The 12,249-nt window shown below is 69.2% G+C and carries 10 protein-coding genes; 2 read left to right on the top strand and 8 right to left on the bottom strand.

Features of this window, described 5'->3' with window-relative positions; all coding sequences use genetic code 11:
- Window positions 1-49: 49 nt before the first annotated feature.
- The 4 genes from C8J24_RS15785 to C8J24_RS15770 form a co-directional block, all read right to left on the bottom strand.
- Window positions 50-703 carry an alpha/beta fold hydrolase gene (locus tag C8J24_RS15785; protein ID WP_107933834.1) on the bottom strand — a complete coding sequence of 218 codons (654 nt, stop codon included), beginning with the start codon at window positions 701-703 and terminating at the stop codon, window positions 50-52.
- Between the two features lie 66 nt (window positions 704-769).
- Window positions 770-2,071 (bottom strand): CitMHS family transporter, encoded by a 1,302-nt coding sequence (locus tag C8J24_RS15780; protein ID WP_056408458.1) that lies wholly within the window; start codon window positions 2,069-2,071, stop codon window positions 770-772.
- A gap of 170 nt (window positions 2,072-2,241) precedes the next feature.
- A complete protein-coding gene (locus C8J24_RS15775; protein ID WP_107933832.1) occupies window positions 2,242-3,747 on the bottom strand; it encodes an OprO/OprP family phosphate-selective porin in 1,506 nt (501 codons plus the stop codon).
- Window positions 3,744-4,832 carry an ABC transporter substrate-binding protein gene (locus C8J24_RS15770; RefSeq protein ID WP_107933830.1) on the bottom strand — a complete coding sequence of 363 codons (1,089 nt, stop codon included), beginning with the start codon at window positions 4,830-4,832 and terminating at the stop codon, window positions 3,744-3,746. Before C8J24_RS15770 ends, C8J24_RS15775 begins: the two co-directional genes overlap by 4 nt.
- A gap of 113 nt (window positions 4,833-4,945) precedes the next feature.
- Between C8J24_RS15770 and C8J24_RS15765 the strand changes: the two genes are divergently transcribed.
- A complete protein-coding gene (locus C8J24_RS15765; RefSeq protein WP_031439546.1) occupies window positions 4,946-5,611 on the top strand; it encodes a response regulator transcription factor in 666 nt (221 codons plus the stop codon).
- Window positions 5,601-7,001: a sensor histidine kinase gene (locus tag C8J24_RS15760; protein WP_107933828.1), complete on the top strand. Its 1,401-nt coding sequence runs from the start codon at window positions 5,601-5,603 to the stop codon at window positions 6,999-7,001. Before C8J24_RS15765 ends, C8J24_RS15760 begins: the two co-directional genes overlap by 11 nt.
- An 11-nt stretch (window positions 7,002-7,012) precedes the next feature.
- Here the strand turns inward: C8J24_RS15760 and C8J24_RS15755 are convergent, their stop codons facing one another.
- The 4 genes from C8J24_RS15755 to C8J24_RS15740 are packed head-to-tail and all read right to left on the bottom strand — an operon-like array spanning window position 7,013 to window position 12,139.
- On the bottom strand, window positions 7,013-7,471 hold the full coding sequence (locus C8J24_RS15755; protein WP_107933826.1) for a MarR family transcriptional regulator: 459 nt from the start codon (window positions 7,469-7,471) through the stop codon (window positions 7,013-7,015).
- The gene (locus C8J24_RS15750; protein ID WP_107933824.1) at window positions 7,468-8,655 is read right to left on the bottom strand and encodes an HlyD family type I secretion periplasmic adaptor subunit; all 1,188 of its coding nucleotides are present in this window, start codon (window positions 8,653-8,655) and stop codon (window positions 7,468-7,470) included. Before C8J24_RS15750 ends, C8J24_RS15755 begins: the two co-directional genes overlap by 4 nt.
- On the bottom strand, window positions 8,652-10,814 hold the full coding sequence (locus C8J24_RS15745) for a type I secretion system permease/ATPase (RefSeq protein WP_244180770.1): 2,163 nt from the start codon (window positions 10,812-10,814) through the stop codon (window positions 8,652-8,654). Before C8J24_RS15745 ends, C8J24_RS15750 begins: the two co-directional genes overlap by 4 nt.
- Window positions 10,811-12,139 carry a TolC family protein gene (locus C8J24_RS15740; protein ID WP_244180768.1) on the bottom strand — a complete coding sequence of 443 codons (1,329 nt, stop codon included), beginning with the start codon at window positions 12,137-12,139 and terminating at the stop codon, window positions 10,811-10,813. Before C8J24_RS15740 ends, C8J24_RS15745 begins: the two co-directional genes overlap by 4 nt.
- Window positions 12,140-12,249: the final 110 nt, after the last annotated feature.

The following is a 12,249-nucleotide window of genomic DNA, read 5'->3' as shown; positions in this document are numbered from 1 at the left end:
CAACCTGCATCAACATGATCGCATTTTGTTCGGACACCCGCCGCGTGTGTCAGCGCAACCAGTTGCGCAGCAGGGCGGTGACCTCACCCGGTCGTTCGAGCGGGGCGAGATGACCACAGCCCCGCAGCTCGTGGAACCGCGCGCCCTCGATCAGCGTGGCCAGCGCGCGCGCATCGTCGGGCGTGCAGATCCGGTCGCGATCGCCGACCGCGACGAGCGTCGGCACGTGGATCGCGGCGATCGCATCGCTGATGTCGGGCCGTTCGAGCAGCGCGCGTTGCTGGCGTTCGAAGACCGGCTTGCCGACCCGGTCCGCCATCGCCTGCACCGGGCCCGCCACGATCGCGGTCAGCCGCGGATCGGCATGCGGGGCGGTCGCGAGCAGCCCCTGGCCGTCGACCGTCCGCGGACGCATCGTCATCGACGCGCGCGTGCCGAACAGTGCGACACGCAGGACCCGGTCGGGCGCCTGCCGCACCATCTCCATCGCGACATACCCCCCCAGGCTCACCCCCGACACCGCGAAGCGCGGCGGTGCCTTGGCGAGCACGCGCGCGGCCATCGCCGACAGCGTGTCGTCCTGCGACAGGTCATGGAACTCGGGCTCGGCGAGCGCGGCCAGATCCATGATCTGCCGTGCCCAGAGTCGCCCGTCACAGCCCATGGCGGGGAGCAGCACGAGCGGGATCGGCGAACGGGTCATGCGGTGTCTCCGGTGGCGGGAAGCAGGGGGCGGATGGCGGGGGGCATCGTCGGGCGGCCGGACCGGTCAGGCGACGAACGGGAAGGCGAGCGCGATCATGCCCACCACCGTCATCACCGCGCAGACCAGGATCGCCGGCACAAGCGTGAACCGCTGATGATCCGCCAGATCGATCCCGACCAGGCTGACGAGCAGATAGGTCGACGGCACCAGCGGGCTGAGCAGATGGACCGGCTGGCCCATCAGCGACGCGCGCGCGATCGCCTCGGGTGCGACGCCGTAATGCGCGCCCGCCTCGGCGAGGATCGGCAGCATCCCGAAATAGAAGGCGTCGTTCGAGATGAAGAAGGTGAAGGGCAGGCTGAGCGCTGCGGTGATCGGCGCCATATAGGGGCCCATCGCCGGCGGGATCACGCCGACCACCGCCTTGCTCATCGCCTCGACCATCCCGGTGCCGCCGAGGATCCCGGTGAAGATGCCCGCCGCGAAGATCAGCGACACCACCGCGAGCACGTTGCCGGCATGCGCGGAGATGCGTTCCTTCTGGTCGGCGACGCCGGGGTAGTTGACGATCATCGCGATCGCGAAGGCGAGCATCATCAGCACCGACAGCGGCAGGATGCCCCAGACCAGCAGCGTCAGCAGCGTGACGACGAGGGCGGCGTTGAACCAGATCAGCTTGGGCCGGCGCGCTTCGGGATATTGCGACACCGCCATGCCGGTGAACGTGTCGGTCGCGGTGATGCCCGCTTCGCCCATGCGCGCACGCTCCTTGCGGCCGAAATACACCGCCAGCCCGACGAGGAAGGCGAGCCCTGCGATCATGCCGGGAATGAGCGGCAGGAACAGCGTCGCGGGATCGAGCTTCAGCGCGCTCGCGGCGCGTGCGGTCGGCCCGCCCCACGGCGTCAGGTTCATGATCCCGCTCGTCGTCATCAGCAGGCAGACGAGATACAGCCGGTTCATGTCATAGCGCTTGTACAGCGGCAGCAGCGCGGCGATCGTGATGATGTAGGTCGTCGAGCCGTCACCATCGAGGCTGACGAGCGCGCACAGCACGACCGTGCCGATCAGGATTCGCATCGGATCGCCGTGCACCATCCGGATCAGCCGTCCGACCAGCGGATCGAACAGGCCGGTATCGGTCATCGTCGAGAAGAACAGGATCGCGAACAGCAGCATCACGCCGGTCGGCGCGAGGTTCTTGATCCCGTCGATCATCATCGGGCCGAGACCCGCGGCCTCGCCGGCGAAGACGCCGAAGATCGAGGGGATCACGATCAGCGCGACCAGCGGCGTCATCTTCTTGGTCATGATTAACGTCATGAACGTGGCGACCATCAGGAAGCCAAGCAGGGCAAGGTTCATCGCATCGTCCTAGAAAAGGGCGTGAAAAAGGGGGGTGGGGGCAAAACCCCCGTCATCCTGACGAAAGTCAGGACCCAGGGTTACCGAGCGCTGCCCCTTGTGGCTCTGGGTCCTGACGTTCGTCAGGATGACGGAGCGAGGGGGCAATGCTCTACGAACATCACCACGCATCAGAACGTCACACCGACGCGCGCGCTGACCGTCTGGCCGCTGTCGTTGCCGACATAGTCGCCCGCACGATTGTCGGTGTTCCACTGGATCGCGTTGACCTGGAACCGGGTGAAGCTGTTGAGATACCAGTTCACCCCGACCGTCGCGGCCCAGCCGTCGCCGCCGGTCAGCAGGTCGCTGTAATCGAGGCTCTCGTACCGCGCGGTCAGCTCGATCGCCCCGACGCCGCCATCGAAGGTGGGTTTGAGCACCTTGGGCTGGCCGAAGCTGCCGAGCCGCGGGTTATAGGGCGGCAGGTCGCCGGTGAGGAACAGACCACCCGACACGCTCCACGCCTTGCTGACGAAGTCGGGCCGTCCACCGTCGAGCCGCGCATTGCGCTGGCCGGCTTCGCCCATCACCCACAAGGGCCCGCGATAGCCGCCGAGCTCGACGCCGTAGCCGGTCGTCCCGGTGCCGCCCGTAAGCGGTCCGCTCGACACGCGCAGCGCGCCATTGAAGCGCCCGCCGATCACCGTGTTGCGCGTCAGCGTGCCGGAAACCGACGACAGCGATTCGTCGAAACCCCAGAGCCCGAGATGGAGCACGCCGGTGTCGGACTTGATCGGATTCCAGTGCGCGCGGCCGAGCACCGTGCGGCTGTCGCCGACCGTCTGCGTGCCGTCGATCCGGTCGCCGGTGACGGTGACCGACGCGTGGCCGGTCTTCCAGAAGATCCGCGGCATCACGCCGATGCCGTAAAAGCCGCGCTGCGGAATGATCGCGGTGGCGACCGTCGTGCGCTCGAGGAACGGGGTCGAGTCCGACCCGGTCGATCCTTCGAAGCTGCGGTCGTTGAACAGATGGCCTGCGCGCACGTCGTAATCGAGACCGGGCGTGATACGGTTGCGCCAGCCGACGAACGCGGTGACGACGTCGACCTCGTTTTCGGAAAAGTCGCTTTCGAACTGATAGAAGAAGTGCGTGCCGACGCCGCCTTCGAGACCGAGGCGCAGCGCGCGCATGCCCGTCGTCGTGATGTTGCGGCCGTCATATTTCGACCCGAAGCTCGAGCTTACATCGGTCAGGATCCGGCCGCGCGGCTTGAAGGTATAGACGCCGTCCGCCGAGTGGAAGACCGGCAGGCCCGCACCCCATTCAGTCGTCAGGCCCGATGGATTGTCGCGTGCCGCCACGGCCTGCGCGACGCTGCGGTCGGCAGGGCCGGGAGGCGCGAGCTGCGGCGCGAACGGCACGGTGCGCCGGGGCTCGCCGGTCTGTGCGAGCTGCGGCTGCGGTGTGGCGCCGGTCGGCTGGACGGGGGCCGCGGGCGCGGCCGCCTGCGCGACGACCCCATTGGTCTCGAGCCGGTCGAGCCGGGACTTGAGCGTGGCGATCTCGGCCGCCTGCGCGCGGACCAGTGCGGCGAGGTCGGCGTCGCTGGGCGCCGGTGCCCCGGTCTGGGCGAGCGCGGGTGTCGCGATGATCAGCGCGACGAGAGCGCAGCCGGTACGAAATGGGGTCATCGGGAAAAGGCTCCGTTGGCAAGAAGGGCGGTCCAGTCGCGCAGGAAGCGCTGGCGTTTGAGATGATCGAGCGTGACGAGAAGCTGCGGTCCGACCCGGATCGGTCGGGCCTGCGCAGCGGGAAGGCGGCGCGCGGGGACGTCGGTGCGGACCGGCCAGAGGCTGCGCTTTGCGAGCAGCGACTGGCCCTCGCGCGACAGCAGGAAGTCGAGGAACAGCTTGGCCGCGGCGGGATGCGCGGCCTCGCGGGCGATGAACGCGATCCGCGAGGTGACGATCGTGTAGTCCTTGAGGAACGCCACGCCGATCCGCGGATCGGTGCTCGCGCGCTCGAGCGCATAGGAGCCGATGACGTTGTAGGCGATCGCCTGCCGCCCCTCGGCGACGCCGCGCAGCATCGGCTCGCTGGTCCGCGACAGGACCGGCTTGGTCGCCGCGATCGCCTCCAGCAACGACCGCGTGTCGCGCGTGATCGCCATGTCCTCCGACAGATAGAGATAGCCGACATTCGAGCGTGACGGATCGAAGGTCGTCACGCGCCCGGTCAGCGCGGTACGCTGCGTCCGCAGCAGCGCCTCCAGCTCGGCATGCGTCCGCGGCACGCGCGCCGGCGGCAGCAGCCGCTTGTTGTAGACGATCCCGATCGGCTCGGCGGTGACGCCGAAGCCCATGTTTTTCCAGACCGAGACGGCGGGCAGCGCGGGTTTTTCGGGGCTGGCATAGCTTTGCGCGAAACCGTCGTTGATCAGCTTGACCTGCAGATCCATCGCCGACGACCAGACCAGATCGGCGGACAGGCGCCGCGCGCGCGTCTCGGCGACGAAGCGGCGATACATTTCGGTCGATCCGAGATCGGCGTAGAGGACGGTGATGCCGGGATAGCGTTTGCGAAACGCGGCGACCACCGGCAGCAGCTCGGCGCGATCGGCATTGCCATAGATCCTGACCTGCCGCTCGGCGCGTGCGCTTTCGATCAGCGTGTCATAGGAGCGGGGATAGCCCGCCGGACGCTGCGCCGACACCGCGGTCGCCGCGAACCCGGTCAGAGTGGCCAGCAATCCGATCGTGAGAACCATTCGTGCCATCGTCACCTCTCCTCGCCTTCCGTCTCTGTGTTCGGATAGGCAGTAGCGGTGGAATACGAATCGAAGCTGTCACCAACCTTTCACGCCCTTTTGAATCAACGAGGTAAGCCGATTTGCGCATTCTGCTGATCGAGGACGACGCCGCCCTCGCGCGCAGCATCGCGGCATTGCTGCGGGCGGGCGGCAATGCGGTCGATCATGTCGCGAGCGGCGAGGAGGCGCTCGGCATCGTCGCGGGCGAGCCCTATGCGCTCGTCATCCTCGATGTCGGGCTGCCCGGGATCGACGGTTTCGCGGTGCTCGAGACGCTGCGGCGACGCGGCGAGCGCGTGCCCGTGCTGATGCTGACCGCACGCGATGCGCTGGACGACCGCGTGCGCGGGCTCGATCTCGGCGCCGACGACTATCTGCGCAAGCCGTTCGACCCCGAGGAGCTCGAGGCGCGGGTCCGCGCGCTGGGACGGCGACGCGGCGGCGATCCGCTCCCGGTGCTGAGCGTGGGGAGCTTGACGATGAACCGCTCGACGGGCGATGCGGATATCGCCGGCCGGGTCCTAGATCTGCGCCGTCGCGAACGCGCGGTGCTCGAGGCGCTGGCGATGCGCGCGGGCCGCGTCGTGCCGCGCGAGCTGCTGATCGGCGAGGTGTTCGGGTTCGACGAGCCGGTCGGCGGCAACGCGATCGAGGTCCATGTCACGCGGTTGCGGACCAAACTCGCCCCCGACGGTCCAGGTATCCGCACCGTCCGCGGCGTCGGTTATATGCTCGATGCGGGCTGAGGCGCGTGCCCCCGCGCTGCGGACGCGCCTGCTGGTCGCGGTGCTCGGTCCGCTGCTCGCCGCGGCGATCCTGATCGGCGTGGTGGGCGCGACGCTGATCACCGACGTCGTCCGGCGCACCAGCGACCGCGTGCTCGGGGGCGCGCTCGGGGCGATCGCGGAGACCGTGCAGGTCGAGCGCGGCGAGGTCACGCTCGACCTTCCCGCCGCCGCGTTCGGGATGCTCGAGAACGCCGAACGCGACAATGTCTATTACCGCATCGCGGTCGGCGGGGACCTGCTCACCGGTTATGCCGACCTGCCCGCACCCGATCCCGCCGGGCTCGCGGTCGATGTGCCCGCCTACCGCTTTGCGCGTTATCGCGGTCAGCGGATCCGCATCGCCGAGGTCCGTCGCGACCTGCCGCGGATCAACCGGCCGGTGATCGTGCAGATCGCCGAGACGATCGACAATCGGTCAGCCCTGACCCGCCGTCTGATGATCGCGCTGCTCATCGGCGAGTGCGTCCTGGTCGGTGGTGCCGCGCTGCTGCTCCGCCCGGCGCTGGGGTGGAGCCTGCGCCCGCTGGCCCGGCTGCGCGGCGCGATCGAGGCGCGCGACAAGCGGGCGCGGCCCGACTTCTCGCCGCTCGACACGGGGCCGCTGCCGCGCGAGCTCCGCCCGCTCGCCGGCGCGTTCGACCGATTGCTCGCGCAGCTCGATACCGCGACGGTCGGTGTGCGGCGCTTCACCGCCGACGCATCGCACCAGATGCGCACGCCGCTCTCGGTCCTTAAGGTTCAGGTGGCGCTCGCGCGGCGCGGTTCGGGCGCCGAACGGCATGAGGCGCTCGACGAAATCGCCGACGCCGTGACGCGTCTCGAACGGCTCGTCACCCAATTGCTGGCGCTGGCGCGGGCGGAAGAGGCGGGGGTGTCCGCCCCGCTCGAAACCGTCGACCTGCGCGAGGTGGCCGCCGCGGTCATCACCCGCCAGATCAACCAGGCGATCGAGGCGGGGATCGACCTCACGCTCGAAACCGACCCGGTCGAGACCTACCGGGTGGCCGGGCACCGGACGCTGATCTTCGAAATCCTGTCGAACCTCGTCGACAACGGCATCCGCTACAATCAGCGCGGCGGTACGGTCACGGTCAGCCTCCAGACGTCGCGCGGGGAGACCGCGATCGCAGTGATCGACGACGGCCCGGGCATTGCCGACAACCAGCGCGAGGTCGCGTTCGACCGCTTCGTCCGTCTCGGCGCACCGGGCAGCCCGGAGGGCAGCGGGCTCGGGCTCGCGATCGTCCGCTCCGCCGTCGCGCGGTTGAACGCGACCGTCGGCTTCGGCGCAGCGGACCGCGGCACGACGATCGTCGTCCGCTTCCCCGGTGCCGCCGCGGCCGGCTGACGCCGTGCCCGTCAGCCGCGCAGCTTGCCCGGTGCGAAGGATTTCGGCGCCACCGCCGGGGCCGCATCCCCGGCGCCGCGATCGAACAGATGGTCGAGCATCGCCGCCATCGCCCTGTGGCCGGTATCGGTCAGGCTGACATGCACGCGTCGGTGATCCGCGGGATCGACATGGCGGCGCAGCAGCTCGGCCTGTTGCAGCCGATCGATCCGCCGCATCGTCCCCGCCGCACTGCCCCCCGACATCAGCGTCAGATCCTTCACGCAGAGCGTCTCGCCGGTGGCGGCCGCAATGAACAGGTCGATCATCATGTCCCAGGCCGGATCGACCAGCAGGTCCTGTGGCAGGAACGCGCTCATCGTCGCGCGCAGCTGGCGGGCCTGTCGCGCGCGGGCGAGCAGAGCGGGTGCGATCGGTCGCGGGGCGCCCGCGCCGGGTGCGCGCAGGTTGCGGCGTGCGACATCGGTCATCGTTCGCGCAGCGCCTCCCGCGCCCGGTTGAGGGGTTTGACGAGATACTGGAGCACGGTCTTGCTGCCGGTATGGATATCGACCGTCGCGACCATGCCGGGGGTGATCGCGAACCGCGCGCCGGCCTTGTTCGTCAGCGAATCCGCCTTGGTCCGCACGAACACGCGGTAATAGAGGATGTCGGGCTTCACCTCGTCGCGGATCGTGTCGGGCGAGATGCTGACCACGCTGCCCGTCAGGCCGCCATAGATCGAATAGTCATAGGCGGTCACCTTGACGCTGGCTGCCTGGCCGGGGCGGATGAAGGCGATGTCGCGCGGCTGGATCCGCGCCTCGATCAGCAGCCGGTCGTCGAGCGGGACGATCTCCATCAGCTTGCCATTGGGCGGCACGACGCCGCCGATCGTCGACACCTCGATGTTCTTGACGACCCCGCGGACCGGCGAGCGCAGCGTGAGGCGCGAGAGCGTGTCCGAGCGCCCCCGAACCACCGGTGCGAGCGAGTCGACCTGTTCGGTCACTTTGGCCAGATCCTGTCGCGCCTCGACCATATATTGCGACCGCAGATCGGCCTTTTTAAGCTCGAGCTCGGCCCGCTGGCGTTGCAGCCGCAACACCTCGACATTGCTCGCCGCGCCGACCGCGATCAGCGATTCCCCGATCCGGACCTCGCGTCCGATCAGCGCCAGACTCTGGTCGATCAGCTGGATCGACGATTGCAGGCTGCGTCGCCGGGTGTCGTGGAGCTGCGTCTCGGCGGCCTTCAGCTCGGGATAGCGGTCGAGCTCGGAGGCGAACGTCAGCGGCGTGCCGTTCGCCTCCGCCTGAAGCCGCGCGACGCTGGCCAGCGCGGCGCGATATTTGGCGGCGGTCTCGTCGACGGTCGACCCCGCCTGGGTCGGATCGAGCTGTGCGAGCAGCTGCCCCGGGGTGACGATATCGTCCTGACGCACCGGAAGCTTGGTCAGGATCCCGCCCTCGAGCGACTGGATCACCTGTTCGCGGCTGGTCGGCACGACGCGCGCTTCGCCGGTCGCCACCTCGTCGAGTGCCGCGAACCACGCCCAGCCGAGTGCTGCCACGAACAGCGCGGCCAGGATCCAGACGAGCCGCGTCGCGGTCGCGAGCCGGACGCTGCCTTCACCGCCGAACAGGTGGTCGTCGTCGATCGCCCGCGCGCTCATGCCGCGGCACTCCGCGTCCCGCGCATCTGCGCGAGGATCTGGTCCTTGGGCCCGTCGAGGACGATGGTGCCGTTGTCGATCACGATGATCCGGTCGACGATCTCGAGCATCCGCATGCGGTGGGTCGCGACGATCAATGTACGCGTACGGCTCCACGCCCCGAGCCGCGCGATGAAGTGCCGCTCGGTACCCTCGTCCATCGCCGCGGTCGGCTCGTCGAGCAGCGCGACGCTCGGCTGGCGGAGCAGCAGCCGCGCGAGCAGCAGCCCCTGGATTTGCCCACCCGACAGGCCTCTGCCACCCTCCTGCACGACATGGCCGAGCCCGTCGCGCAGCCGGCGGACCATCCCGTCCGCGCCGACCATCGCGAGCATCTCGCTGATCTCCCTGTCCGACGCCATCGGCGCGCCGAGCGTCAGGTTTTCCCGCAGCGTCCCGTGAAACAGCCGCGAGGTCTGGGTCAGCAGGCCGATGTCGCGGCGGACATCGGCGGGATCGACCTGATGCAGCGCGAGGCCGTCGAGCAGCACCTCGCCCGACACCGGCTGCAGCATCCCCGACAGGCCCTGGAGCAGCGTCGACTTGCCAGCGCCGTTGCGCCCCAGCAACGCGATCCGCTCGCCCGCCGCGATGTCGAGCGTCTGGACCGTCAGGGCAGGGGGCGCGTTGGGATCGGCATAGGTGAAGACCGCGGACCGCAGCGCGAAGTCGCCCTGGACTGCGGGCAGCGGGATGCGGTGATCCGCGTCGGCGGTGTCGACGGGCAGCGCCATGATCTGGTTGAGGCTGCCCATCGCCACCTTGGCATGCTGGAACCGGCTGAGCAGCTGTGTGACCTGGGCCATCGGCGCCATCATCCGCGAGCCGAGGATCGAGGTGGCGACCAGCACGCCGGTGGTGATGTCGCCCGCGATCACGAGCGGGGCGCCGACGAAGATGATCGCGGCATAGACGCCGCTCTGGACGCTCTGGGTCCACACCGACAGGCCGTTGGTCAGCCCGCGCAGCCTGAGCTGCGCCTCGCCCGCGACCGCGGTATAGTGGTTCCACTGATGGTGGAACCGGTCCTCCGCCTGCAGCGCCTTGATGTCCTCGATACCCTGTACCGATTCGACCAGCATCGCGTTGCGCAGCGAGGATTCGCGCATCGATTCGGTCGCGTACATCCGCAGCCGGCGTTGCGCGAGCAGCCCCGGCAGCAGCAACAGGACCAGCGCGGCGAGCGGCACCAGCGCCAGCGCGCCGCCGACATACCAGAGGACGCCAAGGAACAGCAGGAAGAAGGGCATGTCCGCGACCGTCGCGACGGTCGTCGAGGTCAGCATGTCGCGCACTTGGTCGAGGTCGCGCAGCTGCGAGATGAACGTACCGGTCGAGGTCGGGCGCGCGCGGTTGCGGACCCGCAGCGCGTGACCGAAGACCCGGTCGGAGATGCGCAAATCGGCCCGCTTGCCAAGCACATCGACGATGTTCGTGCGGAGCCGTCGCAACACGAAATCGAAGCCGATCGCGATCAGCACCCCGACGAACAGGATCGTCAGCGTCGGGATCGAGCCCGCCGGCACGACGCGGTCATAGACCTGCATCGAGAACAGCACGCCCGCGAGCCCCAGGCAGTTGGTCACCACCGACGCGACCATGACATGGCCGTAGGACGGCGCGTCGGCCATCAATATGTCGCGCAGCCAGTGATCTTGGAATGGCCGGATATAGGCGTCGATCCGCGTGTCGGGCGCCGAGCGCGACGGCCGGGGAATGACATAGCCGGTTGCGCCGGCGGTCAGCTGGTCGATCGGCAGATGCGTCGCTCCACCCCGGTCGCCCGGCACGATCAGCCGGGCCTGGCCCTCCGCGTCGATCCCCTCGATCAGCGCGATCTCGCCGTCGCGCAGCCGGACGATCAGCGGCAGCCGCCAGCTCGTCAGCCGCATCCCCGCGGCGGGGACGAACTGCACGCCGAGCCCGGTCGCGCGCGCCAGCGTGCGGATACGCGCCTCGTCACCGTCGCCCAGCTCCCAGTGTGCGGCAAGCCGCGCGCGCTGTTCGGACAGCAGCAGGCGATAGTGGCGGGCAACGCGGCCAAGCAGGTCGAGCCACGCGTCGATGCCGGCGCCCGGTCCGCCCGCCGCCACCGCGATCGGCACCCGATCGGCGGTCACAGCGTCACCCCGCGCACCGTCGCACCGGACAGCGCAAACGCGTCGCGCATCCGGCCCGACAGATACAGGCAATCGACCTGAAGGCTGCGCAGGGTCTGCGCGACGTTCACCGCCTCGAACCGGACCTGCTGGAATTCCTGTTCGGCGTTGAGCAGATCGACGAGCGTGCGCGTGCCCATTTCGAGATACTGGATCCGGTACAGCCGCCCCGTCTCGCGCATGTTGGTCTGGCGCGACTGCAGCGTGGCGACGACCTGTGACAGGCTGTCGATCTGCTGGCGGGCCTCTGCCAGCCGCTGGCTGCTCTCGTTGCGGACCCGGCGCGTGGCGGCCTGGGCCGCCTCCAGCTCGAACGCCGCGCCGCGCGCACGCGCACGCGTGACGCCGCCCGCGAAGATGTTGCTCGAGACGCGCAGGCCGACATTGTAGATGCTGCGATTGCCGAGCGGCGCGGTCACGTCGGTCGAGGCGTCGCCGCCGATCGACAGCGTCGGATAGCGGTCCGCGCGGCTGCGACGCAGCGCGGCGGCGGCGCGGTCCGCCTGCGCCTCGGCGGCCATGACCAGCGGCACCGTCTCCCAGGCGGGCACCGGACCCGAACAGCTCCGCATCAGCCAGTCCGGAACGTCGGCGGACACCGCGGCGGGCGGGGCGTCGCGACCGAGCAGGAAGGCCAGATTGCTCGCCCAGCGGCGTTCCGCCGCCTCGACCGTCGCGAGGCTCGCCGTCGCCGCCTCGACCCGCGCCTGCGCCTGCAGCGCATCCGATCGCGTCGCGGCACCAAAGGCGGTACGCTTGCCGACAAGCTCGCTGATCTCGCGGATCCGGTCCGCCTGCTCGGCCGCGATGATCCGCTGTGCGGACGCGCGCTGATATTCGATCACGGCATAGGCTGTGTCGCGGATCAGCGTGTCGACCGCGAGCAGCATCTCGGCACGCCCGACCCGCGTCCCGGCGCGCGCGCCCGCGATCTCGCTCGACACCTTGCCGAAATCGAACAGCATTTGCGACGCGCCCAACTGGGGTCGCGGCCGCAGGGTGCCCGATACGCGGCTGTCAAACCCGCTGCCGATCCCGGCGCTGACGGTGGGGAGATAGCCCGCGCGTGCCGCCTTCACCTCCTCGCCGCGCGCCGCCAGCGCGCCCGCTGCCTCGGTCAGCGACGGATGCCAGGCGACCGCTTCGCGTGCCGCGGTTTCGAGCGTCACCGGACCCGGCGTCGCGGGGCCAGGGGTGTCGACCGCTTGCCCGGCGTTGCACGGCACAGCCGCCAATAGGACGCCCGCGGCCAGCGATCGCATCGCGCTCATAGTGGAAGTGATCATTGCGTCCCTGTCCTCTGCTGGCACCAGCAAAGGACAGGGGTGCTTAACGAAACGTATAGAGTAAACAGTCTTTAAGTTGCTGAAATGGTTCTAGAAAAGACCAGTTTCGA

Origin of the sequence: Sphingomonas aerolata, from assembly GCF_003046295.1 — a bacterium.
Lineage (GTDB): Bacteria > Pseudomonadota > Alphaproteobacteria > Sphingomonadales > Sphingomonadaceae > Sphingomonas > Sphingomonas aerolata.
The sequence above is the reverse complement of the archived record's forward strand: the minus strand, read 5'-3'. Positions and strand labels throughout refer to the sequence as shown.

Bases quoted from the DNA above. Each gene is read 5' to 3' on its own strand.
- C8J24_RS15785 (WP_107933834.1), bottom strand. From the start codon at position 703: ATGACCCGTTCGCCGATCCCGCTCGTGCTGCTCCCCGCCATGGGCTGT.
- C8J24_RS15780 (WP_056408458.1), bottom strand. From the start codon at position 2,071: ATGAACCTTGCCCTGCTTGGCTTCCTGATGGTCGCCACGTTCATGACG.
- C8J24_RS15775 (WP_107933832.1), bottom strand. From the start codon at position 3,747: ATGACCCCATTTCGTACCGGCTGCGCTCTCGTCGCGCTGATCATCGCG.
- C8J24_RS15770 (WP_107933830.1), bottom strand. From the start codon at position 4,832: ATGGCACGAATGGTTCTCACGATCGGATTGCTGGCCACTCTGACCGGG.
- C8J24_RS15760 (WP_107933828.1), top strand. From the start codon at position 5,601: ATGCGGGCTGAGGCGCGTGCCCCCGCGCTGCGGACGCGCCTGCTGGTC.
- C8J24_RS15755 (WP_107933826.1), bottom strand. From the start codon at position 7,471: ATGACCGATGTCGCACGCCGCAACCTGCGCGCACCCGGCGCGGGCGCC.
- C8J24_RS15750 (WP_107933824.1), bottom strand. From the start codon at position 8,655: ATGAGCGCGCGGGCGATCGACGACGACCACCTGTTCGGCGGTGAAGGC.
- C8J24_RS15740 (WP_244180768.1), bottom strand. From the start codon at position 12,139: ATGATCACTTCCACTATGAGCGCGATGCGATCGCTGGCCGCGGGCGTC.